This window comes from Alteromonas sp. ABV4_150, assembly GCF_056311745.1.
This window is the reverse complement of the sequence record NZ_CM149971.1, coordinates 2,789,025-2,809,958: the sequence shown is the minus strand read 5'-3', so window position 1 is coordinate 2,809,958 and position 20,934 is coordinate 2,789,025. Positions and strand designations below refer to the sequence as shown.

The 20,934-nt window shown below is 44.8% G+C and carries 19 protein-coding genes and 3 tRNA genes; 6 read left to right on the top strand and 16 right to left on the bottom strand.

Annotation, left to right across the window (positions count from 1 at the left end):
• Positions 1–68: 68 nt before the first annotated feature.
• The 6 genes from ACYX4M_RS12225 to pspA form a co-directional block, all read right to left on the bottom strand.
• Complete coding sequence (locus ACYX4M_RS12225; protein ID WP_476080313.1) at positions 69–1,079, bottom strand: fumarylacetoacetate hydrolase family protein; 1,011 nt, start codon at positions 1,077–1,079, stop codon at positions 69–71.
• 349 nt (positions 1,080–1,428) lie between these two features.
• Complete coding sequence (gene tyrR / locus ACYX4M_RS12220) at positions 1,429–2,985, bottom strand: transcriptional regulator TyrR (protein ID WP_476080312.1); 1,557 nt, start codon at positions 2,983–2,985, stop codon at positions 1,429–1,431.
• A gap of 214 nt (positions 2,986–3,199) precedes the next feature.
• On the bottom strand, positions 3,200–4,000 hold the full coding sequence (phhA, locus tag ACYX4M_RS12215; protein WP_476080311.1) for a phenylalanine 4-monooxygenase: 801 nt from the start codon (positions 3,998–4,000) through the stop codon (positions 3,200–3,202).
• Between the two features lie 204 nt (positions 4,001–4,204).
• Complete coding sequence (gene pspC / locus ACYX4M_RS12210; RefSeq protein WP_334057570.1) at positions 4,205–4,651, bottom strand: envelope stress response membrane protein PspC; 447 nt, start codon at positions 4,649–4,651, stop codon at positions 4,205–4,207.
• Positions 4,648–4,887 carry an envelope stress response membrane protein PspB gene (gene pspB / locus ACYX4M_RS12205; RefSeq protein WP_039222985.1) on the bottom strand — a complete coding sequence of 80 codons (240 nt, stop codon included), beginning with the start codon at positions 4,885–4,887 and terminating at the stop codon, positions 4,648–4,650. The genes pspC and pspB overlap by 4 nt, the downstream gene beginning before the upstream one ends.
• A 75-nt stretch (positions 4,888–4,962) precedes the next feature.
• On the bottom strand, positions 4,963–5,646 hold the full coding sequence (gene pspA, locus ACYX4M_RS12200) for a phage shock protein PspA (protein ID WP_334057568.1): 684 nt from the start codon (positions 5,644–5,646) through the stop codon (positions 4,963–4,965).
• A 221-nt stretch (positions 5,647–5,867) separates the two neighbouring features.
• On the opposite strand from pspA, the gene pspF reads away from it, so the two are divergent.
• From pspF to ACYX4M_RS12170, 6 genes are read left to right on the top strand one after another with little or no spacing between them, the layout of a single operon-like run.
• Complete coding sequence (gene pspF, locus ACYX4M_RS12195; RefSeq protein WP_476080310.1) at positions 5,868–6,989, top strand: phage shock protein operon transcriptional activator; 1,122 nt, start codon at positions 5,868–5,870, stop codon at positions 6,987–6,989.
• Between the two features lie 3 nt (positions 6,990–6,992).
• Positions 6,993–8,681 carry an ABC transporter substrate-binding protein gene (locus ACYX4M_RS12190; protein ID WP_476080309.1) on the top strand — a complete coding sequence of 563 codons (1,689 nt, stop codon included), beginning with the start codon at positions 6,993–6,995 and terminating at the stop codon, positions 8,679–8,681.
• Positions 8,678–9,709, top strand: coding sequence for an ABC transporter permease subunit (locus tag ACYX4M_RS12185; RefSeq protein ID WP_476080308.1), 1,032 nt, complete (start codon positions 8,678–8,680; stop codon positions 9,707–9,709). Before ACYX4M_RS12190 ends, ACYX4M_RS12185 begins: the two co-directional genes overlap by 4 nt.
• Positions 9,696–10,589, top strand: coding sequence for an ABC transporter permease subunit (locus ACYX4M_RS12180; protein WP_476080307.1), 894 nt, complete (start codon positions 9,696–9,698; stop codon positions 10,587–10,589). The genes ACYX4M_RS12185 and ACYX4M_RS12180 overlap by 14 nt, the downstream gene beginning before the upstream one ends.
• A gap of 1 nt (position 10,590) precedes the next feature.
• Positions 10,591–11,586, top strand: a complete 996-nt coding sequence (locus tag ACYX4M_RS12175; RefSeq protein ID WP_476080306.1) for a peptide ABC transporter ATP-binding protein — start codon at positions 10,591–10,593, stop codon at positions 11,584–11,586.
• Positions 11,586–12,389 (top strand): ATP-binding cassette domain-containing protein, encoded by an 804-nt coding sequence (locus ACYX4M_RS12170; RefSeq protein WP_476080305.1) that lies wholly within the window; start codon positions 11,586–11,588, stop codon positions 12,387–12,389. The genes ACYX4M_RS12175 and ACYX4M_RS12170 overlap by 1 nt, the downstream gene beginning before the upstream one ends.
• A gap of 53 nt (positions 12,390–12,442) precedes the next feature.
• On the opposite strand, the gene ACYX4M_RS12165 is transcribed toward ACYX4M_RS12170, so the two are convergent.
• From ACYX4M_RS12165 to ACYX4M_RS12120, 10 genes are all read right to left on the bottom strand, one after another.
• Positions 12,443–13,573, bottom strand: a complete 1,131-nt coding sequence (locus ACYX4M_RS12165) for a sodium ion-translocating decarboxylase subunit beta (RefSeq protein ID WP_214993825.1) — start codon at positions 13,571–13,573, stop codon at positions 12,443–12,445.
• A gap of 3 nt (positions 13,574–13,576) precedes the next feature.
• On the bottom strand, positions 13,577–15,391 hold the full coding sequence (gene oadA, locus ACYX4M_RS12160; RefSeq protein ID WP_476080304.1) for a sodium-extruding oxaloacetate decarboxylase subunit alpha: 1,815 nt from the start codon (positions 15,389–15,391) through the stop codon (positions 13,577–13,579).
• Between the two features lie 18 nt (positions 15,392–15,409).
• The gene (locus tag ACYX4M_RS12155) at positions 15,410–15,691 is read right to left on the bottom strand and encodes an OadG family protein (protein WP_476080303.1); all 282 of its coding nucleotides are present in this window, start codon (positions 15,689–15,691) and stop codon (positions 15,410–15,412) included.
• A 216-nt stretch (positions 15,692–15,907) separates the two neighbouring features.
• Positions 15,908–16,384, bottom strand: a complete 477-nt coding sequence (locus tag ACYX4M_RS12150; protein WP_476080302.1) for an acyl-CoA thioesterase — start codon at positions 16,382–16,384, stop codon at positions 15,908–15,910.
• A 149-nt stretch (positions 16,385–16,533) separates the two neighbouring features.
• Positions 16,534–16,610, bottom strand: a tRNA-Arg gene (locus tag ACYX4M_RS12145).
• A 53-nt stretch (positions 16,611–16,663) separates the two neighbouring features.
• A tRNA-Arg gene (locus tag ACYX4M_RS12140) sits at positions 16,664–16,740 on the bottom strand.
• A 37-nt stretch (positions 16,741–16,777) separates the two neighbouring features.
• A tRNA-Ser gene (locus tag ACYX4M_RS12135) sits at positions 16,778–16,869 on the bottom strand.
• Positions 16,870–17,223: 354 nt separating this feature from the next.
• Positions 17,224–17,415 (bottom strand): carbon storage regulator CsrA, encoded by a 192-nt coding sequence (gene csrA, locus ACYX4M_RS12130; protein WP_012517705.1) that lies wholly within the window; start codon positions 17,413–17,415, stop codon positions 17,224–17,226.
• A 134-nt stretch (positions 17,416–17,549) separates the two neighbouring features.
• Positions 17,550–20,147, bottom strand: a complete 2,598-nt coding sequence (gene alaS / locus ACYX4M_RS12125; protein WP_476080301.1) for an alanine--tRNA ligase — start codon at positions 20,145–20,147, stop codon at positions 17,550–17,552.
• Between the two features lie 301 nt (positions 20,148–20,448).
• Positions 20,449–20,898, bottom strand: a complete 450-nt coding sequence (locus ACYX4M_RS12120; protein ID WP_476080300.1) for a regulatory protein RecX — start codon at positions 20,896–20,898, stop codon at positions 20,449–20,451.
• Positions 20,899–20,934 lie beyond the last annotated feature (36 nt).

Sequence of the window (20,934 nt, the reverse complement as noted above, 5' to 3'; positions counted from 1 at the left end):
GTAAACAAGGGCCTGCTCAGTGAACAAAAGGATCGTTGCCGCTTTTACCACTTTCCCCTGCTAAATCTTTAGTTCAGTGGCTTCACCTGTTGTTCGATAGCCCCGAATACTGAGTTGCCCTCTGTGTCTAGCATTTCAATGCGAATACGATCGCCAAATTGCATGAAAGGCGTAGAAGGTTTTCCGTCGCGTATAGTCTCAATCATGCGTACTTCAGCAATACATGAATAACCTAGCCCGCCTTCTGCAATGGCTGACCCATGGTCTGTGCCCTGTTTATTGGACACCGTACCTGAGCCAATAATTGCTCCTGCCCCCAAGTTTCTGCTCTTTGCGGCATGTGCAACTAACTGGCCGAAGTCAAAGGTCATGTCTTGCCCAGCATGTGGCTTGCCAAACAGTTCCCCGTTATAAGTTGAGCGTAACGGCAGGTGAACTTTACTCTCTTTCCATGCATCGCCTAACTCATCTGGTGTTACTGCAACCGGCGAGAAGCTAGAAGCAGGTTTGGATTGAAAGAAACCAAATCCTTTTGCCAGTTCACCGGGGATCAAGCCTCGAAGGGATACATCGTTTACTAACATGATAAGACGAATGCGCTCAGAAGCTTGCTCAGGTGAACATGCCATCGGCACGTCATCAGTAACAACGGCGACTTCGCCTTCGAAATCAATTCCCCAGTCGTCACTTGGCAGTATTATGTCATCAAGAGGCCCAATGAAGTCATCTGAGCCACCTTGATACATGAGCGGATCAGTCCAAAAACTCTCTGGCATTTCTGCATTACGAGCTTTTCTCACTAACTCAACGTGATTTACATACGCACTTCCGTCTGCCCATTGATACGCTCGTGGTAAAGGCGACTCACAGCGAGAGGCATCAAACGGAACGCTATCGCAGGTGTTGTCGTTAAGTGCTTGGTACTTCAACTGAAGCTGGGGTGCTATCTCTTTCCAGTTATCCAACGCTTGTTGCATTGTTTTTGCAATGTCCTTTGCACTGCAAGCGCGAGAAAGATCCTTCGACACTACCATCAGGCAGCCATCGCGGGTTTCGTTTTTATAGGTAGCTAATTTCATTGTTCTTTCCTCGACATATTTCTTTTGCTTGGAACATGTGCCTAATCTCTCAATTTGTAAAATTTGAAATGAGAGTCGCCTTGCTGTGCCAGCAGATGGTAAGCATTGTGTGAGTACAGTTATGCCACTAGTTGGTATGTGTTGAGAAGTGTTTGAGAAACGAAGTTTTGTTTAGCTGTAAGAAAGGATGTACGCACAATATCGGTTACCGAGAAGGAAAGGCGCTGATTATCTGCCTCTTAGGCGATGTAAATTTATCGTAACGGAGGCGTAGCCTTACTATAAAGCATCAAGCCGTGTTGCCCTTTGTCATTAGGCATGAACCAAAGGGCATTACTTTTTTCGATGGTTAGAGCTTAACAGTAGCTTTGTTGATGCCATACTCTCGCAGCTTGTTTGCAATCGCAGTATGACTCAAGCCGAGCTTTTTCGCTAATTGTCGCGTACTTGGATAGGAAGGGTATAAACGCTTGAGCAGGTCCTTTTCAAACTTCTTTACTTCCTCATCTAATGTCCCGTCAAAGTTCTCATCTATATAGGTTACGCTGGGGGCACAGCTTGGCAGCTGAATATCTTCTTTCGTTATTTCCTTTCCATCAAGCAATGATAATGCGCGATAAAGAGCATTTTGAAGCTGTCTTACATTGCCAGGCCATGGATACTGCTGAAGAAAATCTACGCAAGACTTGCTTAGTTTTGCTGGACGACGGCCCAGTTTAGTACTGTGCTGTACAATAAAGGACTCGGCCAGCGGCACAATGTCCTGCCTTCTATCTTTTAAGGACGGCATAACCAAGCTCAGTACGTTTAGGCGATAATATAACTCTTTTCTAAACCGTCCCTCTTCCACCAGCTGTCCCAAGTCACGGCATGTGGTACAAATAAAGCGTACATCGACTTTAACCGGTTCTGAATCGCCAACGCGTCTAAATTCACCATCCTCTAAAACCCGAAGCAGTTTGGCCTGAAGCTGAGATGACATATCGGCTATTTCATCAAGTAATAGCGTGCCGCCTTTTGCCTGTTCTAGGAGCCCAACCTTAGCGCTTGGCTGATTAAACGCACCAGCCGCATAACCAAACAGTTCAGTCTCTGCAACACTGTCGGGTAGCGATGCGCAATTAAGTGCTAAAAATGCCCCTTCGCTGCGACGGCTAGACTGATGACATGCCCTGGCAATCATCTCTTTACCCGTGCCCGTCTCTCCAAAAATTAGTATAGGTGCGTCTAAATCCGCTATTCGTTTTGCTTCGTGGACCACTCGTTTCATAAATGGCGATTGAGTGATAAAACGATCGAAGCTATCTGTAGGCGACTGGTGGAAAGCAGTAAACTGCTGGCCAAGGCGCATTTCCGATTTTAGAATCACCACGGCACCCGCCATGATCATGTTTTGCTCGCCATCAGGTACGGTAATCGGCAGCATATCAGCAAGGTAATCCTGCTGAATGAACTTCACTTTTGACGACTGTGGGCCCGGTGACTTTCCATCCATCCATTTAGTGAAGTTGAAACCCTTAACAACCTCACTGATCTCAGTACCAACAATTTCATTGCTTGGCGTTTCAAGTCCAGCGCTTACCGCTTCGTTACACAATAAGATGCTGCCCTTAGCATCTATTGAGAAAACTGGGTCAGGCAGGGTTCGCAAAATGGCAGAAAGTTGATTTTTCTCACGCTCTCCCGGCATGAATAAGGTTGTTTTTACATCATCGATACCATCGATACGACGTATTTGAGGCATAAGATGCTGAAAATCAGCAAACTCAATATTGGGAAAATTAAGGAAAATTTTACCTGCGGGATCAATTTCAATACCGCGCAAATCTATTTCTTTTGTAACAAGGATATCTAATACATCTTGAGTGATCCCAAGACGGTCCTGACAGCTTATTTCTAGACGCATAGGGTGTTATAGCTTTATTGTAAACATATATGTACAGGATATCACACTTTTACAAAAAGATAACAAGATAAATGTTACAGAACTTTAAATTTGCGATAAGCAACTACTTTTAAAGACGTAAACAGCACGAAAGAAGAGGACTAAGCCGCAGAAATTAAAAATGCCGCTTCAATGAGCGGCATCCTATATAAAACACATTTGATTAACAATAGTACTAGCTGGCTTTTTTCTCTTTCGGTGGGAAAAGTGGGGAAAATAACCCTAAGGATTTCGCTTTTTGTACTAGCGCCATGATATCCATCTCTGCTAATTCGAACAGATGATCGAACTCTGGCAGAATGTAATAAAGAGGTTGCATAATATCGATACGATAAGGCGTACGCAGAGCATCGATAGCAGTAAGTGGATTACGCAACGGCGTGTCGCTGTCTAACGCATAAATAGTTTCGCCAGGTGAAGACAATATACCACCACCATATATCTTTAACTCATCCTTAGCCCTAACCAGTCCAAACTCTACGGTAAACCAATAAAGACGCGCTAAGTAAACTCGGTCTTCTTTACTGGCCGCTAAACCCAACTTGCCATATGTATGGGTAAAATGAGCGAAGGCTGGGTTTGTTAACAGCGGGCAGTGACCAAATACCTCATGAAAAATATCAGGCTCTTGCAAGTAATCAAATTCTTCTCGTGTGCGAATGAAAGTAGCAACCGGAAATTGTTTGTTTGCCAGCAACCTAAAAAACTCACCAAAATTTATTAATGCCGGCACCTCAGCGGTTTGCCACCCAGTTTTTTCCATTAGAACTTTGTTGATGTCTGGTAGCTGTGGAATTTCTTTTTCATTTAACTTCAACAAATCAAGCCCGTCCAAATACTCTTGGCACGCTCTTTCCTTTACCAGTGGAATTTGTCTCGCATAAAGCTCCGACCAAATTTGGTTCTCTTCGTCTGACCAATGGATAATGCCATTTTCATCAGATTGTCTCGACTGGTATTGCGTTGATTTTGGCATAAATTCTGTGACCAATAGGTTTAAAAAAACTTGCCTTTTAGTCTAATGAAATTCGCGACGCCGAAAAGTAGATGCCCCCATGGCACGTTTGCATTCGCTGTAACAAGAATTTTACATGGAGGACTAAAACCCTTGATTTAAAAAATAAAAACCGCTCATTGCGAGCGGTTTTTTGTATAAAATGTTTATAGGGTATTAGGTCAGTTATAGACGACTAATTTCTTTATTCAGCTGATATTCGCGAGACGTTACATAGGTTTCCATTTTACGTAGACGAATCTCTGCTTTTTCAAAGCGATTGCGAATATCGTGAAAGGCCTGTTTTGGTGGCTCTCCAGCCTGCCAAACTTTAGTTTTCACCTCAACTTTGGGGCTTTTCACTTGTCCAGCGTTTGAATTCGTCCAGCCTTTACCTTTTGAAAAAACCGGTGGTGTGGGTGCATTTTCTAAGCCGGCTGGTCTCTTGTCTAGAATGAACCACGCAGCAATGTAGGCAACAAAGATAAAGGGGCCAGCAAGTAAAAAGAAACCAGTAACGACCAAAATTCTTACAAGCCAGGTTTCTAATCCAAAGTAGTCCGCTATGCCTGAACATACACCTGCAATGCGTGCATTTTCGGGGTTGCGATAGAGCTGCTTACCATTTCTCATGCTCTGTTCCTCCACTCAGGCGCCTCGCTATCTAGAATAGCCTCTAATGTCTCAATGCGCTCACTCATTTTTTCTGCTTTTTCAGCAAGGTCTTGTAAAGAAGCGTGCTCCTCTGCACTCAATCCTTGATTCACCTGCTTTTTGCTTCGGTAATGTAAAATTAGCCAAATGGGAGCAACAAATATTGAGAACACCACAAGGGGCATAACCAATACTGCAATTGTACCTTCATCCATCTCAATGTCTCCTACAAACTCTGATGTAACTACCCTCTTCACGGTATTCCATCAAGAGGGCATACCCTATTCTTATTATTCTGATTTTTCAGTGCTTTTATTTGCACCTTTCACCTTGGCTTTAAGCGCAGCTAATTCGTCCTCGACTTTGTCGCTCGCTTCTAGTTCAGCAAATTCATCTTGCAATGTCTTCTTACCCAAATCATAAGCTTCTACTTGTGATTCAAGATCGTCAATTTTACGCTCGTATTGCTCAAAGCGTCCCATTGCATTATCTACCTTCGTACTGTCTAACGTCTTCTTGACCTCTAGACGAGAACTTGCGGTTTTCTGACGCATGATAATGGCTTTCTGGCGGCTCTTAGCATCGGCAAGTTTCTCTTGCAGCTGACCAATTTCGTCCTGAAGCTTGCTGATTTGTTCATCAACAATAGCTAATTCTTTACTTAGCGCTTCACCAGCTTCTGCAGACTTTTTCTTTTCTTGCAGCGCAGCTCGAGCTAAGTCTTCTCTATCTTTACTTAACGCAAGTTCTGCCTTTGCTTCCCAATCATTTGCATCGCTTTCATGCTTTGCAATTTGATTAGCAATTTCCTTTTTATTGGCTAGCGTCTTTGCTGATGCAGAGCGCACCTCAACCAATGTGTCTTCCATTTCCTGAATGATTAATCTAACCATTTTCTCAGGATCTTCGGCTTTGTCTAAAATCGCATTAATATTCGAATTCACAATATCTGTAAAACGCGAGAAGATACCCATAATAATTACCTCTTGCTAAAAATGGTAAGTGTTAAAAAACACCACACTTGATAAATAGGTTACTCTTGGTATAGGTAGTATTCAATATACTTGCCAACTTTGTTTAAACGCTAACCTGCTATTTTTTATACGCTTTTTGGACGTTCAAATAATACTCGTTTATCAACATGTTTTGTTCTACACTATTAATTGGTCGAAATGACTAATTTTTGAGGGATTTAATGAGTAGGTATCGACAGCAAGACAATTTGCTTGGTCAAGCGAATAGTTTTCTAGAAGTTCTAGAGCAAATTTCACAGATTGCCCCATTAGACAAACCCGTCCTCGTTATTGGCGAACGAGGCACAGGTAAAGAACTGATTGCCGCACGTCTGCACTTTTTATCAAAGCGCTGGGATCAAAACTATATTAAGCTGAATTGCGCCGCACTAAGTGAAAGCCTATTAGAAAGCGAGCTTTTCGGTTATGAAGCCGGTGCCTTTACCGGCGCTTCCAAACGTCGCGAAGGCCGTTTTGAAGTGGCGCACAACGGTACACTATTTCTTGACGAACTGGCTAATACATCGGGTCTTATTCAGGAGAAGCTGCTACGGGTAGTTGAGTATGGTGAATTTGAGCGCGTGGGTGGTAGTAAGTCAGTGAAAACCGATGTACGCCTAATCGCAGCCACAAACGAAGATTTACCTACTCTTGCCGATGCAGGTGAATTTCGCGCAGATCTTCTAGACCGACTTGCTTTTGACGTTATCACCATCCCTCCGCTTCGCGAGCGCCGAGAAGATATCATGATGTTGGCCGAAAACTTCGCCATTAACATGGCCCGTGAAATGGAAATGGAACTGTTTAGCGGCTTTACTGAAAAAGCAAAACGTATCCTGCTTGATTATGACTGGCCTGGTAACATTCGTGAACTCAAAAATGTGGTTGAACGTGCGGTTTACAGAACGAATAATCCTCACCTTCCCGTTCATGAAATAGTCTTAGACCCCTTCGAATCAGTCTACCGCCCGAAAGGCAGAGTAAAAACAAATGATAGGGTGGGCGTTTCAGATTCGTCTGATGTTGTTGCACCGCTAAACACGCCTATGGCTAATGAACGTATTGAAAGTGCTGACGTTACACCGCTTACCCCTGTCAAAAAGCAAGAAATTGTTGAATATCCCATAGATTTAAAAGAACGCTCTCAACAACATGAGATAGATATGATAAAACAGGCACTTGCTGACAGTCAGTTTAATCAAAAGAAAACCGCTGAAAAATTGAGCCTGACTTACCATCAGCTGCGAGGCTATCTCAAAAAATATAACTTACTAGATTCTTCTGCTGAAAACGTCGAGGCGTAAAGCATGTCCCATTGTTTGGTGAAGCGTTTGTCATTATGTTTATGCACAGCGCTTCTTGTTGCATCCTGTGCGAAGCAGAATAAACAAGCGTTTTATAATACAGGTATCATCTATTGTTCTGAAAGTAACCCAGTTACTTTCAATCCGCAGCTTGACACATCAAGCACAACATCAGACGCGTCATCTCACCAACTGTACGACAGACTACTTGATTTCGACCCTGGCTCAGGTCGCATTGTGCCAAGTCTTGCAAGCAGCTGGTTAGTTAGTGACGATGGACTAACCTACGCCTTTCAGCTTCGTAGAAACGTATGGTTTCACACTACGGGCTATTTTGAACCAAGCAGAAACTTTAACGCCGACGACGTCATCTTTAGCATCGACCGCTGGCGCTTAAAATCACACCCCTATCATTACGTGTCGGGCGGAAGCTATCCATACTTTGAAAGCATTGGTATTGCTCAAAATATTGCATCTGTTGAACGAGTAAACGGTTATCGTGTTGAGATTACACTAAAACGGCGGGACAGCTCATTTTTGGCAAATTTAGCCACCGATTTTGCCGTTATACTGTCAAAGGAATATGCAACGGAGCTAGCACAGGCCGGTACGCCAAGCAAAATTGACCAGCTTCCAATTGGCACTGGGCCCTTCAAATTTGAGAGTTATCGTAAAGATCACTTCATTAAGTATTTGCGCCACGACACCTACTGGCGCACACAAACACATGAAGTAAAAGGGAGTGATTTAGCTACCGAGCTACAAAATGTGAGCGAAGAGCAGAAAATTACTCAGGTCGAACAACTCATTTTCGATATAACACCACGAAGTTCATTGCGACTGGCTAAACTAATGACTGGGGAATGTGACGCCACCGCATTCCCGGCACAAACTGAGCTTGAAGTTATTCGCACTGAGGATGACCTAACGTTGGCCGAAAAACCGGGGCTTAACGTGGGGTTTTGGGCGTTTAATACGCAGCGCCCGCCGTTTGATAATCCCGATGTAAGGCGTGCACTCGCCGCGGCTATAGATAAGAACACTTTGTTAGAGGCGGTTTACTTCGACAGTGCAACACGGGCTAAAACCCTGCTGCCCGCGGCAAGTTGGGCATTTCAAAACGATGCCGATGACACGGCTTACAACCCCGTTTTAGCGCGGAAATTACTGGCTGATGCCGGTATAGCCCCCGGATTTTCAATGACAATATGGGCGATGCCGGTCGAGCGCGCTTACAACCCTAACGCGACAAAAATGGCAGAGCTAATTCAGCGATACCTTCGCGATGTAGGTGTAGAAGCAACTATCGTAAGTTACGATTGGGCTACATTTAGACGCCATCTACAAGAAGGCTTGCATGACTCTGTACTTATAGGGTGGTCTGCCGATAATGGTGATCCTGATAACTTCTATCGCCCACTATTGAGCTGCGGAGCAATCCCATCAGGGACAAATCGAGCGATGTGGTGTAATGATGATTATGACAAGTTACTTAACGAAGCACTTCAAACCGATGATATCGACGAGAGATCGGCTATTTACAAGCAAGTAAATAGGCTATTATACGAACGTCTTCCTGTTGTACCCATTGCGCATGCCTACCGCTATCAAGCATACAGGAATGAGTTAAAGGGCATGGCTATTAACCCCTTTGGCGGCGTGCGTTTTGGCGGGGTAGAGAAAAAACTGTGATCCAAATTCTCCTGAGATACTGCACTTTATTTGTATTAACGCTACTCGTGTTAACGATTATTTCGTTCTCGCTCGCCTACCTTTTTCCGGGTGATACATTAGAAAACTTAACCGGGCTTGTGCCACAAAATGAGATGCAGCGCGCAGCGCTTGAGCAACAATTTAAGCTAGACCAGTCTTATATATTTCAGTTTTTATATTATGTAGGTAATTTGCTGACCGGTGATTGGGGCTATAGCTTCACGTCTGGTCTCCCCTTAAGAGAAGAAGTGGGGATTGCAATGCCTGCAACAATGGAACTGGCGACGTATGCAATGCTGACGGCCTTATTTATCGGCATTCCCTTAGGCTACTATGCCGGCATTCGCTGCTATTCAACCTCTGACCACCTAATAAATAGTGCAAGCATTACTACTTATTCTTTTCCCGTTTTCTGGTTCGCACTCCTGCTTATTCTCGTCTTCAGTTTGGAATTGGACGTGGCCCCGCTATCTGGTCGAATAAGTCTAATTTACGACATAGAGCCTGTTACAGGCTTTATTCTAATAGACGTTTTACTGTCAGATAATGAAAACAAGACTCTGGCATTTAAAGATGCACTGTCGCACTTAGCGTTACCAACATTTGCTATTGGCGCCATAACTACTGCTTCACTGATTCGCATAACCCGACGCTCAGTTATAGATGTAAAGCATCGCGAGTATATTGCTGCAGCCCAGTCTCGCGGTCTTTCTAGCTGGCAGATATTTTTTCGCCATATTCTACGTAATGCACTACTACCGATTTTGCCACTGATGGCAATTCAGATTACGACGCTCATTACCAATGCAATGATTGTTGAAACCTTGTTTTCATGGCCTGGAATCGGTAACTGGCTGATTCAAGCCATCTATCAACGAGATTACCCCGCCTTGCGTATCGGTATGATGGCAGTATCAACGGTAGTGATTACCCTTACGATTTTGGTCGATGTATTAAATCGTATGATTGACCCAAGTAGAGAGAAATACGAGCGTGCCACAGTTTAGTTTGTACGAAGAAGAGTTCCATCCATCCCCTTGGCAACGGACTTGGGCTTCGTTCAAGGCCAGCCACATTTCTATGCTGGGTTTAATTATGCTCGCGCTATTTGTGGTGTGCGCCTTATTTGCTCCTCTCATTACACCTTATGACGCTGTAGAACAGAACATTGACGGATTGTTAATTCCGCCTAGTTGGCAAGCGAATGGATCTATCTCCCATTTGTTCGGCACAGACGCGCTTGGAAGAGACTTATTTACCCGTATCATTTACGGCTGCAGAACAACGCTGGGCTCAGCCTTCTTAACCGTAGTACTTGCGATGCTAGTTGGCGTAAGTTTAGGTACGCTGGCTGGTATGCTGCGAGGGGTTCGCTCAAGCGTCGTTAATCATTTACTTGATGCGCTTATGGCAATCCCTACTCTACTAATTGCTATTATCATAGTTGCAATACTGGGCACGGGTTTAGTCAATAGTATGTGGGCCATTACCTTAGCGCTTATTCCCCAGTTTGTGCATCACACGCGAAGTTTCGTGCGCGCAGAAATGAAAAAAGACTACATAGTTGCTTCGACGCTTGATGGCGCAAGCAAGTGGCAGCTTTTCGTTCATTCTATCTTACCTAATATGACAGAAATGCTTGTTGTTCAGGGAACGCTGGCCCTTTCTATTGCGGTTATCGATATCTCAGCGCTTGGTTTCTTAAACCTGGGCGCCCAATCGCCCCTGCCAGAGTTAGGCGTTATTCTCGCCGACGGATTAGACGTTACTTACTTAGCGCCTTGGAACGTAGCGGTGCCGGGTATGGCGATATTTTTTATTGTACTGTCCATCAATATCGTGGGTGACGGCTTGCGTTCTTCACTAAGAAAAAGAGTGAGTCACTAACATGCCGATGCTTGATATCAAAAACCTCACCCTAGAAATGCAGAACGGTGATAGCACCATTAAGGCTCTGGATAAAGTAAATTTGTCAGTGAGTTCAGGCGAGATTCGCGCACTGGTGGGCGAATCAGGTTCTGGTAAAAGCCTTATTGTATCGGCGATCTGCGGTGCGTTGCCAAACCAGTGGAATTTAACCGCCGATCGCATGAGCTGGAATGGTGAAAACCTACTGGGTATGTCGGTTCAACAGCGCCGCGAAGTGATGCGTCGTGAAATCGCGGTGGTTTTTCAAAACCCACAAGCGGCGCTTGACCCGTCAGCCACACTTGGTGAACAGCTTGAAGAAAGTATTCCTGATGAATTTGTTGAAGGAAGCTGGTTTTGGCAACGCGCTCAGCACAGAAAGAAGGTAGCCATTAGTACCGTGCATAAGGTGGGCATAAAGCACCATAAGCATTACCTAAGTGCATTCCCTCACCAAATTCCCGCTGATATTGGGCAAAAGTTTATGATAGCGATGGCGCTGGTGTCTCAACCCAAATTACTTATCGCAGATGATCCTACCCGAGGCATGGAGCCTACGACTAAGACGCAGATCCTTAAACTCTTTACGCGTCTTAATCAAACTCGTTCCCTATCGATTTTGTTTGTCAGCCATGATTTGCTCGCCATCGCGAGTATGTCACATTCAATGACAGTGCTTTACGCGGGGCAAACGGTGGAATCGGGAAAAATGAAGCACATTAAAAAGCGTCCTCTCCACCCTTACACTAAAGCGCTATTAGACAGTGCGCCAAGCTTCAGAAAAGATTTACCGCCTAAATCTGCATTACCTACATTAAGCGGTTCTATACCAACGCTACAACATTTACCTATTGGTTGTCGTTTAGGCCCCCGCTGTCCACGAGCTCAGCGCGCCTGTGTACAAACGCCCGCCGTACGCAAAATTCACGACCATAGCTACAGCTGTCATTACCCGCTACATATGGAGAAGCTGTGATGGATATTTTGCAGGTAAAAGACCTCACATTTATACATAACGAAAAGAAGCGCTGGTTAAAGCGACCTGAAGTATTTCAACTTGGCCCGGTGAATATGAGCGTTAAACGGGGGGAAACTATTGCCATCATAGGGGAAAACCGTTCGGGTAAATCCCTTCTTGCTAAATTATTAGTTGGCGCATTACCTGCCGATGCAGGCGAAATTGAAATAAACACTCACAAGTATTTAGCTAAGTATCAGTCAAAAGACGGGCAACGCAAGCGTACCCACGACATTCGAATGATTCTGCAACATAGTGCTGAATCGATGAACCCATCGGTTCCAGTAGGCAAAATCCTAGATGAACCCTTGCGGTTAAATACGGGTCTTAGCGAGGCGGAACGCAAGCCTATTATCGAAGATATGTTGGTAAAGGTAGGGTTGCTTCGCGAGCACTATTACTTTTACCGGCACATGCTTTCTGACGGCCAACAGCAGCGCGTGGCGTTGGCTAGGGCTATAGTTCTAAAACCCAAAGTGCTCGTGGCAGATGAGCCCTTTGCTGCGTTAGACCCTACTATTCGCTCGCAAACGGTGAACCTAATACTGCAACTACAACAAGAGCTGGGCTTGGCATTCATCTTCATAAGCCATAACTTAGGGATTGTCCGGCATATTGCCGATAGAATTGTGGTGATGGAAGGCGGCGAAATTGTTGAGGAAGGTAAAACTGAAACTATTTTCAGGTGGCCGCAGCACACTCGCACTAAGAAACTAGTCACCGCTTACCAGTCGCTAGTGCCGCAAAATACAATCCGTTAAAACGCTAGGGGCAGTAACCTGCCCCTGCAGCATCAAATATGCCATTACGCTTTTTAGCCAACCAGAGCTAACAAAATACCAGCAGCAACTGCACTACCTAACACACCGGCTACATTAGGCCCCATTGCATGCATAAGTAGGAAGTTGTGAGGGTTTGCCTCTAAGCCAACCTTATTTACGACTCGCGCAGCCATAGGCACGGCAGACACTCCGGCTGCACCAATTAACGGGTTAATACTACCACCGGATAACTTACTCATTAGCTTAGCCATCAACACGCCAGCAGCGGTACCGATACCAAAGGCAATTGCGCCCAAGCCCAAAATACCCAATGTTTCCACCGTAAGAAATGCTTCAGCCGATAGCTTAGAGCCCACGGCTAATCCTAGGAAAATGGTCACAGTGTTAATAAGCTCGTTTTGGGCTGTTTTACTCAGCCTGTCAACAACGCCACATTCTTTCATTAAATTACCAAAGCAGAACATACCTACTAGCGGCGTAGCTGCCGGTAAAAACAAAATGGTCATAAACAACACGGCGAGTGGAAAGATAATTTTCTCTCGCTTTGACACAGGCCGAAGTTGACCCATTTTTATTTCGCGTTCCTCTTTTGTGGTCAGCGCTTTCATAATTGGCGGCTGGATGATAGGCACTAGCGCCATGTAAGAATATGCGGCAACCGCAATAGCACCGAGTAAGTCAGGCGCTAAACGTGAAGCAAGGAAGATAGCCGTTGGCCCATCTGCGCCACCTATAATGGCAATAGCACTGGCATCTTTTAGCGTAAATTCAAAACCCGGAATAAGATTTAATGCTATTGCACCAAATAGGGTAGCAAAAATACCGAATTGAGCGGCTGCGCCAAGTAGCAGCATTCTTGGGTTTGCAATAAGCGCGCTAAAGTCTGTCATTGCCCCGACCCCCATAAAAATGAGCAAAGGAAATACGCCTGTATCAATGCCAATTTTATAGATATAGTGCAATAAGCCACCCGCTTCTGAAAAACCAGCAATTGGAATATTCGTAAGCAGTGCTCCAAAACCAATGGGTAACAAAAGCAGTGGCTCAAACTTTTTTACAATGGCTAAATAAAGTAACCCGAAGCCTACCGCCATCATAATGAGCTGGCCGGCTTCAAAATGCGCAAGCGCGGTACTATCCCAAAGTACCATTAACTTATCCATGTATTACCCCAATAAGATTAACGATTGACCGCTAGTTACAGCATCGCCTTCGCCCACGGTAATGTCAGTGACCGTGCCGGTAAACGCCGATCGGATCTCTGTTTCCATTTTCATGGCTTCAAGGATCATCACTACATCGCCTTCGGACACATTATCGCCGGTTCTTACTAATACTTTAAACACGTTACCCGCTAGTGGCGCATCAATAGACTGGGACGAGGCCGCAGCGGCTGGAGCTGTACTAGCAGTCTGTGGCTGAGATTGTGACGTATCGGCAGGCGTAACGCTCGTTAGCGTACCTGAAGGTGCCACCTCTACGCGATACACTTTACCGTCTACGTTCACGTCGTAAGTTTCACTCGCGGTAGCCCCCAGTGAGTTTGACTTAGCTTCAGCAGGCTTGGGCGCATTTGTACCTTGCGACTCTGGAGCGCCCGGTGCAGGTTCAAACGCATCAGGGTTGCCGCGATTTTCGATAAACTTAAGGCCGATCTGCGGAAATAGTGCATAAGTCAGCACATCATCGATTTTGTCATCTGACAGCGAAAGCTGCTTTTTCTCGGCCAGTTCATCTAGCTCTTTACTCAGCGCTTCGAGCTCTGGGGCAATATTGTCAGCAGGTCTGCAAGTAACAGGCTCAGTACCATCTAGTACACGCTCTTGTAGCTCTTTGTTTACTGGTGCTGCAGTAGCGCCATACTCGCCTTTGAGCACACCAGCAGTTTCTTTGGTAATGCTCTTGTAGCGCTCGCCTGTCAGCACATTAAGTACCGACTGCGTGCCGACAATTTGCGAGGTGGGCGTTACAAGAGGGATAAATCCAAGATCTTCACGTACCCGTGGGATTTCTTTCAACACCTCTTCGAATTTATCTTCAGCCCCCTGCTCTTTTAGCTGACTTTCCATGTTGGTTAGCATGCCACCTGGCACTTGGGCCAGCAGGATACGTGCATCTACGCCTTTAAGGCTTCCTTCAAATTTGCTGTATTTCTTTCTGACTTCTCTGAAATAACTCGCAATGTCTTCCAGTTCAGGCAGCGATATTCCCGTATCGCGTTCTGTACCTTCAACGATTGAAACCATGGTTTCAGTTGCGCTGTGACCGTAGGTCATGCTCATTGATGAGATAGCTGTATCGAGCATATCAATGCCGGCGTCGATGGCTTTCTGATAAGTTGCCGTGCTCAACCCAGTTGTGGCGTGACACTGCATGGCAATAGGCACATCGACGGTCTCTTTTAACCCTGTAATTAATGCTTCGCATTCATAGGGCTTCAAAAGCCCGGCCATGTCCTTCACACAGATAGAGTGCACGCCGAGATCTTCAAGTTGTTTTGCCATATCAAGCCATAGCTCAAGATTGTGCACTGGACTTACTGTGTAGGAAATCGTGCCTTGCGCGTGAGCGCCGCTGTCTATGGTAGCTTTAATAGCGGTTTTCAAATTTCTGATGTCATTCATAGCATCAAAAATTCTGAAGACGTCTACTCCGCTCTCGTGAGCGCGCTCTACAAAGCGAGTGACAACATCGTCAGCATAGTGGCGATAACCTAATAGGTTTTGACCACGCAGTAACATTTGCTGTTTGGTATTGGGCATGGCTGCCTTTAACTTACGAATGCGCTCCCATGGGTCTTCTCCCAAGTAACGGATGCAGGCATCAAAGGTCGCACCGCCCCAAGATTCAACAGACCAAAAACCTGCTTTATCCAACTTTTCAGCAATTGGAAGCATATCCTCAATACGCATACGCGTAGCAAGAAGAGATTGATGGGCATCACGCAGGACCAGCTCAGTAAGGGCCAGAGGCTTAGACATGGTAACTCCTGATATGGATTATTTTTTTGAATTTTGGCGATGGGTATGAATTGCGGCAGAAATAGCAGCGATGACATTACCGTCTATCCCCGGTTGTACCGCTTGATTATCTCGAGCAAAGTTGGCTGAAGAACGTGTCGCTACATTATCAGGCGTTTCACCTGGAAATGCTTCACAAAAACGTGCAATTAAATGAATGCCAACAATAAGCAGCCCCAAGAACGAAAAGACAAATACCATTCCTATGAGCATAAGAGAGCCTGCTTCAATGAGCAAACTAGCGACGGATTCCGAATTCATATTCAATCCTGTTGTTATTTTGTACTTGAATAAGTATCACGAGGTTTTTAAAAACACAACAAAACAGCATAAAAAACCACTTAAATTTGAATAAAACCCACCGATGTGCAACTTAATGCATAATTACTTAATAAATTTGCAACAAAAACATAGTATCAATAGCATACTGAGATATGTTGCTTTAAGCATCGCAGTTAGTTTTTAAATAAACACGGTTTAATGAAAACCAGTATTCTCTGTAAAGTCGCTGTCTAACCGTTTTGCAAAGTCTTTAGCATGCATAGCTACTAATTCTAATTGCATATGCTGCTCGTCTTCTGGAATGTATGAAGGCACGATCACCTGGTTGCCGTCGCAATCTACCGCCATAAATGTAATGAAACAACGGTTAGCTACAGTGGTTGTGTTGGCCGTTGCGTCCCCCGATTTAACCACCACATAAATGTGCATACTCGAACTACCCGTATGAACGAGAGACGCAGTTATCTCAACAAGTTGACCGACTTTTATAGGTTTTATGAAACGTATGCCGTTAGCGGATACCGTAACGCAATAGCATTTCGACCACTGAGCAGCACACGCATAGGCCGCTTGATCAATCCACTTCATGACAATACCGCCGTGGACATTACCGCCGAAGTTAACATCGGTAGGCTCTGCAAGAAATCGAAAAGTAGTGGATGGATGTGCCATAGCGTACCTCGCGCTTAACTGCTGTCAGATACATTAAGTTTAGTTTAATTTTTAAACAACGCGCTTATACAAAAGTAGCGTAAAAAGAAATAAGGCGATAAAGGAGTCAGAAATGAAAAAGCCCACCTAAAAAGGTGGGCTATTCAAAATGGCGCGTGTGGAAGGATTCGAACCTCCGACCGCCTGGTTCGTAGCCAGGTACTCTATCCAGCTGAGCTACACACGCGTTAACTTGTATACTTTTGAGTTTTACTTCAAAAGGTGACGCTTTAAAATAAGTGGCGCGTGTGGAAGGATTCGAACCTCCGACCGCCTGGTTCGTAGCCAGGTACTCTATCCAGCTGAGCTACACACGCGCAAAACTTGTTGTTGACCGCCACTGCCAACTAATAATGGCGGAGAGGGAGGGATTCGAACCCTCGATACGCGTATATGCGTATGGTTCCTTAGCAGGGAACTGGTTTCAGCCACTCACCCACCTCTCCTTGACTGCGGGGTGCATTTTACGGATTCATTGGCCTGAGTCAAACCTTTTTTATAAAGAAATTGTTCACCCGCTGCCATTTTAAACGATTCGAGCAAAAAACCAGTAATTTGTTCGCAATACAAACAATTAAATCAAAAGTTATAAAACGCTTGGCATTAGTTTCCGTTTGAATTTAATCAGTCACTCAACACTTCCTACTGAATTTTTAACTAATTTTTGAATTTACTCGTTTATACCTACTTCGCAATTTGGCTCCAATTGTACTTAAAAGGAAAAAATCCAAAAAATTTTCTGGCCTAAAACAAAAAAGGCCAGCGTAAGCTGACCTTTTCCAATGAAGCGAATAACGCAATTATTCTGCAGAGCCTGGCTGACCGCCTTTTTCTGCCTGAATGCGCATGTATATCTCTTCACGGTGCACAGAAACTTCTTTTGGTGCATTCACACCGATACGTACCTGATTCCCTTTTACACCTAGTACGGTAACGGTTACATCGTCACCAACCATAAGCGTTTCACCAACTCGACGAGTCAAAATAAGCATTCTCTTGCTCCTGTTCCTTAATACTGAACATCATCCATTAAGATTTGCCAACCCATCGGCACGACCCGATGGAGGCGACAGTGATTCCATGTTTCTGTGTCACTTCAAAAACTCACTGTTATAAACACTAATAATTATAGCTTATCTTGTAACCAAGCGTTAACCGAATCTAGCGCCTGGCCCAAGTTCTCAGGCTGATCACCACCTGCCTGTGCCATATCTGGACGACCGCCCCCTTTGCCACCTACTTGTGATGCGACAAAGTTAACTAGCTCGCCCGCTTTAACTTTACTAGTGAGGTTTTTAGTAACGCCAGCAATAAGATTCACTTTCGCGTCATTAGCCACACCTAATACTACGATCCCTTCGCCAATTCGGTTTTTAATGTCATCCATCATTGAACGTAATGACTTCGCTTCAACACCTTCCAAATTAGCAATAAGAACTTTAACGCCATTTATCTCTACTGCATTACTAAGCATATCAGCACCTTGCTGACTCGCCAGTTTTTGTTTCGCAGAATTGAGCGCTTTTTCTAGTTCTTTAGTCTGATTTTGTAGAGAAACTACACGATCAAGTACATTTTGGCTGTCTGTTTTTAATAATGCAGACAATGAAGACAGTGTCGCTTGCTGTGTTTGCACAACTTCAAGTGCGTGTTCGCCAGTGACCGCTTCAATACGTCGAACGCCCGATGCAATACCCGCTTCACTGGTAATTTTGAACAAACCTATGTCACCAGTACGCGTAACGTGAGTACCACCACATAACTCAACAGAGAATGGCCCCATGGTTACCACACGAACTTTTTCGTCGTACTTTTCGCCAAATAGCGCCATAGCGCCTGATGCTTTGGCTTCATCCAAATCCATTAGTTCAGTTGCTAACGTGTGGTTTGCTCGTATTTCTTGGTTAACTCGTCTTTCAGTCTCAGCAAGCTGCTCTGCCGTTACTGCCTCAAAATGCGAGAAGTCAAAACGCATGCGCGGCGCTTCAACCAATGAACCTTTTTGCGTTACGTGCTCACCAAGAATTTCACGCAGCGCCGCGTGAAGTAAGTGTGTAGCACTGTGGTTCTTTTTAATGGCTTCACGGTTTGCTGCATCAATCGCTGCGGTTGCCGTATCACCTTTAGATACAGAGCCTTTAGCAACACCTTTGTGTGCAAACGCATTGCCCATTTTTTGAGTGTCGGTAACAACAAATTCACCGTTTGCCACGCGAAGCACACCTTTGTCACCTGCCTGACCACCGCTTTCAGCATAGAACGGCGTACTGTCTAGTACCACAACGCCTTCCTGACCGTCTTCTAGCTTTTCTACAAACGCATTGTCGGCAATAAGTTCAACCACATTCGCTTGGCCTTCTACATCGGTGTACCCAGTAAATGATGTTGCGTGGTCAATGGCAAGTTTGCTGTTGTAGTCTGCCCCAAAGTTACTTGCCTGCTGAGCACGGGCACGCTGCGCCTGCATAGCCGCTTCAAAACCTTCTTCGTCAATCTTAAGGTCATGCTCACGCGCCACATCATTGGTTAAATCTGTAGGGAAACCGTATGTGTCGTAAAGCTTAAATACTACATCACCTGGCACTGTATCGCCTTCCAGAGTTTCTAGAGTGTCGTTTAGGATAGCCATACCACGGGCTAGGGTTTTGCTAAATTGCTCTTCTTCAACACGCAGTACTTTTTCAATAACAGGCAGCTGATCGACAAGTTCTGGGTACGCCTCGCCCATTTCTTTAGCCAGTGATGCCACCAGCTTATAAAAGAAAATATCATTTGCGCCTAGCTGGTAGCCATGTCGAACCGCACGACGAATAATACGGCGCAACACATAGCCTCGCCCTTCATTGGTAGGCATTACGCCATCACAAATTAAGAAGCTGCACGAACGGATATGATCGGCAATAACACGCAGAGATTTGTTTTCTAAGTCGTCAGTACCAACAACTGATGCCGCCGACTTAATCAAGTTTTGGAACAGGTCAATCTCGTAGTTACTGTGCACGTTCTGCAAAATAGCGGAAATACGCTCTAGGCCCATACCGGTATCTATTGAAGGCTTAGGGAGTGGCTCCATGGTACCGTCAGCTTGCTTATTAAACTGCATAAATACCAAGTTCCAAATCTCAATGAACCGGTCGCCGTCTTCTTCAGGCGTTCCTGGAGGACCACCCCAGATGTGTGCACCATGATCGTAGAATATTTCAGAGCAAGGACCACAGGGGCCAGTATCACCCATAGACCAGAAATTATCTGATGTGCTGATACGGATGATTTTCTCTTTAGGCACACCGATGTGGTTTTCCCAAATATCAAACGCTTCATCGTCGTCAGAGTAAACGGTAACGAGTAACTTTTCTTTTGGTAAACCGACTTCTTTAGTTAGAAAGTTCCATGCAAACTCAATCGCTTCTTTTTTGAAATAATCGCCGAAGCTAAAGTTACCCATCATTTCGAAAAAAGTATGGTGACGGGCGGTATAACCCACGTTTTCAAGGTCGTTGTGTTTACCACCGGCGCGCACACAGCGCTGCGAAGAGACTGCTCGGGTATAACTACGCTTTTCTGCACCTAAGAAGCAGTCTTTAAACTGGTTCATGCCCGCATTAGTAAAAAGAAGCGTGGGATCATCTGCCGGCACCAGTGACGAGCTTGCCACCGCCTGGTGGCCATGGCTTTTAAAATAATCGATAAACTTGTTACGTAAGTCAGCAGTTGATAATGTCATTGAAAACCTAACTTCCTTTATTCTATTTTTGAAACGTGCGAATTGCCTGTTTGATAAGACTTATAATCGGGACATTTCGTCATTACTCAATGTGCCATATCCTATTACCGTTCTTTGAATAATAAAAATGCGCACAAATTTGCGCAACAATACCACGGAAAGCGCAATTTTGTTAAGTGGCAAGGGCACGAGATACCGCCAAATTTTACCTTAATTTAGTAAAAAATAGCGGATATTCATTAGGGTGATTAGTGAGGAAGGTGCGGTGCTTGGCAAAACTGGCCAAAAGGAAACGTTTAGTTTAATTAGCACTGACAGCATAATCGATGTGTTCTTGGTAAAAACCACGATACTGCAAAAATTGTTTTTGCTTTTGTCTTAACGCGAATTCGGTTTCATAAAACTCGCCAAACTTTTTCTCTTTTACTTTTTTCGCGCTTTCAAACCAGTCAGCATCAATCTCTGTCATTGCATGTTCAGCAATACTCTCATCTACACCATATTGTTGTAGGTCTAGTTTTATTGAACGAGGTCCCTTGCCTTTCAAATACAGTGCGCGCGCCCGGCTTTCAGCAAACCTGGCGTCACTTTGAATATCAGCGTCTTTAAATTCCTCCAGAATAGGCATGAAAGCCTCACTCGCGATTCCTTTTTGCTGTAGCTTGCGCATTACCTCGTTAAAGCTATGCTCTCGTCGTGCCAGCATGCGAGTAATCGCGTCGGTAATGATTTTTCGATCGAACTCTGACATTTTTGTAAACTTACTCTTCTGTATTAAACGTAGAAA